This is a genomic window from Microcystis wesenbergii FACHB-1317, assembly GCF_014696875.1.
GTDB lineage: Bacteria > Cyanobacteriota > Cyanobacteriia > Cyanobacteriales > Microcystaceae > Microcystis > Microcystis wesenbergii_A.
Genome location: NZ_JACJQV010000026.1, coordinates 1 through 2,616, shown reverse-complemented (window position 1 = coordinate 2,616; position 2,616 = coordinate 1). Strand labels below are relative to the sequence as shown.

At 39.7% G+C, this 2,616-nt stretch carries 1 protein-coding gene; it reads left to right on the top strand.

Annotated features, from left to right (window positions below):
- Nucleotides 1–457 precede the first annotated feature (457 nt).
- The gene (locus tag H6F92_RS00415) at nucleotides 458–2,521 is read left to right on the top strand and encodes a patatin-like phospholipase family protein (RefSeq protein ID WP_242029942.1); all 2,064 of its coding nucleotides are present in this window, start codon (nucleotides 458–460) and stop codon (nucleotides 2,519–2,521) included.
- Nucleotides 2,522–2,616: the final 95 nt, after the last annotated feature.

The window sequence follows — 2,616 nt, the reverse complement described above, 5'->3', positions numbered from 1 at the left end:
CGACTGCCTCTCAGGCTATAAAGCTCTATTGAGGGAACAACCTTTTTGTCTTAGCCTTAGTTGGAGGCTATCATATTTTCATGCTTGGCGGTGCCAACTTTGGCATCGGGACTTTCTCTTTTGGGAGCGATCGCCCCTATCCTCCTCTGCCTCACTTAACCCTTGGCTTTGAAAAAAATCATTTGCCAAGGGAGTGATAAAGTTAGAGTTGATAATTCTCTTTCTCCTAATAATGCCTATTAACATTATTCTGGTTATAATCAACTCCTCCCATTCTCATCATTAGACGTTAATAAAAAAATCAAAGATGTCTGCGGAAAGCCACCACAACCACCAGACTTTTATCGTTAATGATAATGAGAATTTTCAGGAATAATGGTGCAGACTACATAACAGCAGTTTCACTCTGTCAATCATCTCTATCGCCTACTTAACACTTTGAAAATAGGACAAAATCATGAACACTACGAATTCAAAACAGAAACTAAACTACATTCCACAGATCATCATCGGCATCGGCATAATTGCGATCGCTGTAGTGGTTTGGTGGCACATTCCTGATTCTTTCTGGAAATATCTTTTTTTCTTGCGTGCGCCTATTCTCTGGGGTTTACTGCTGGTGACACTCCCTCTAATAGCTACCTTATGGCTGCCAGCCATGCTGAGAAATTTATTTGTTCTTCGTGGTCCGTGGCAACTTATCTCTGTAATTGTCAGTGCAAACATGGCGGCAATAGGGGTCATTATTAATGCCTATATGCTTCTCAAAGGTGCGCCAGATCGTTTTGGACTATCACCGTGGCTCGAAATTTCTGACATCTGGCAATATGGGTTGGCGATCGCTTTGAGTTTACCGATCTGCTTCACCTCTTATAAGCTTTCAAAAGAGGAAATTAAAGAAAAGAATCCCATCCAAGGAGTGATTTTCAGCGTGTTATTGAGTTTGGTGCTGTTGTTTGCAGTGATTCAGACGAAAACCTGGATATTTACTAACTTTGCTAACAATAAGTTACTCATTAGTTTCGTTGAATTCATTACCAGACATAAAACTGAAGGCTATATTATAGGAACACAGCCAAAACCACAGCAATTCCTTGAAGGTCATCTGAGTAACATCGCTTTTTTTATAGTTGCCTTCATCGTCTATGGCATCATTGGTTGGAAATTTCAGCCACAATCTCAACCATCCGACAAGAAAAAAGAAGCGGCTGCCCTAATGTATGTGATGCTAATCATCATGATGATAGCACCCTTGTCTGGAAGCCTAACCTTCTATTTCGATTACTATCGCGTTCCTGTCTTTCTGCTCTTTGTGGTTATTGTTGCTTTGATGTATGCGCTGTTTAAGGTGGATCACTTTTTTGAATTAAACTTAAATGAGGCAAACAAATACGATCCCAAGGATTTCAAAAAGGCAATAGAAAAACGACTCGAGTATCAAGAAGAAGAAAAGGAAAAGACCTTAGTAGTTGTCTGTGCGAGTGGGGGCGGCATTCAAGCCGCAGGCTGGATAGTTCAAGTCCTGACGGGATTACAAGATATGCTAGGTAATTCGTTTACCAAGTCAATTGGTTTTATTAGCTCTGTTTCAGGTGGTTCAGTTGGAACGATGTATTATCTCGATCGCTTTGCCGATAAAGGATATCCTGAGTCTAAGGAGTTTGAAAATATCTTTAAGAGTGCTACTGAAGATAGTTTGGATGCGGTAGGTTGGGGATTAGCTTATCCTGATTTATGGCGCATTATTGGGCTTCCTTTTCTCGCTCCTAAAATGTGCGATCGGGGAAAAGTAATAGAGACAGATTGGCAAGGAGAGTTAAAAAATCCCAATAGCAAACAATTTTTATCTACTTGGAGCGAACAAATTTTAAATGGTAAAATTCCCATCCCTATTTTCAATGCGACTCTGGTTGAAGATGGTCGTCGATTTCTAATTTCACCGATGACTTTTTGTAAACCTAGTAGCAACAAATCAGTGGATTTTAACACCCTTTATGCGGGATATGACATTGATGTTGTCACAGCCGCAAGGCTCTCAGCAACTTTTTCTTATGTATCGCCTATTTCTCGCTATGTTGGTGAAAATAAAAACCAGAAGGGGAAAGGGAAGGGGAATTATCATATTGCTGATGGTGGCTATTTCGACAATTCTGGTGTGGTGACGATGGTGGAATGGCTCAATGAATGGCTAGAACCCAACAAAGGACTTAACATTAAACGAGTTCTTTTGTTACAAATTAATGCTTTTCCTAAGACTGAACCCTCCAAAAATGAGAGTGGCGGTGGAGGTTGGTGGCAGGCGATAATAGGTCCTTTACTGACCTTATTCAGCGTCCGTGATACTACCCAGTTGTCTCGAGTTTCTACTGAAGTAAAACTTCTTAAACAGCGATGGGAAAATCAGGTAAAGATCGCATATTGTCCTATCTTTTTTCCAAAGAATGGTAAAAATGGTGAATATAAACCACCTCTGTCTTGGACAATAACGGAAAAGCAAAAACAAAATAGACCTCTTGCATAATTTTTTTATGGTATAATAGAATGTTTTGCTTTTTTCTCGATTTTTAGATTGAAGTGGAAAAAAGAATAAAATGTGATCTTAGGTCAGGAAATCAT

Excerpts from the sequence above, each read along its gene's own strand:
- H6F92_RS00415 (WP_242029942.1), top strand. The coding sequence starts at position 458 with ATGAACACTACGAATTCAAAACAGAAACTAAACTACATTCCACAGATC.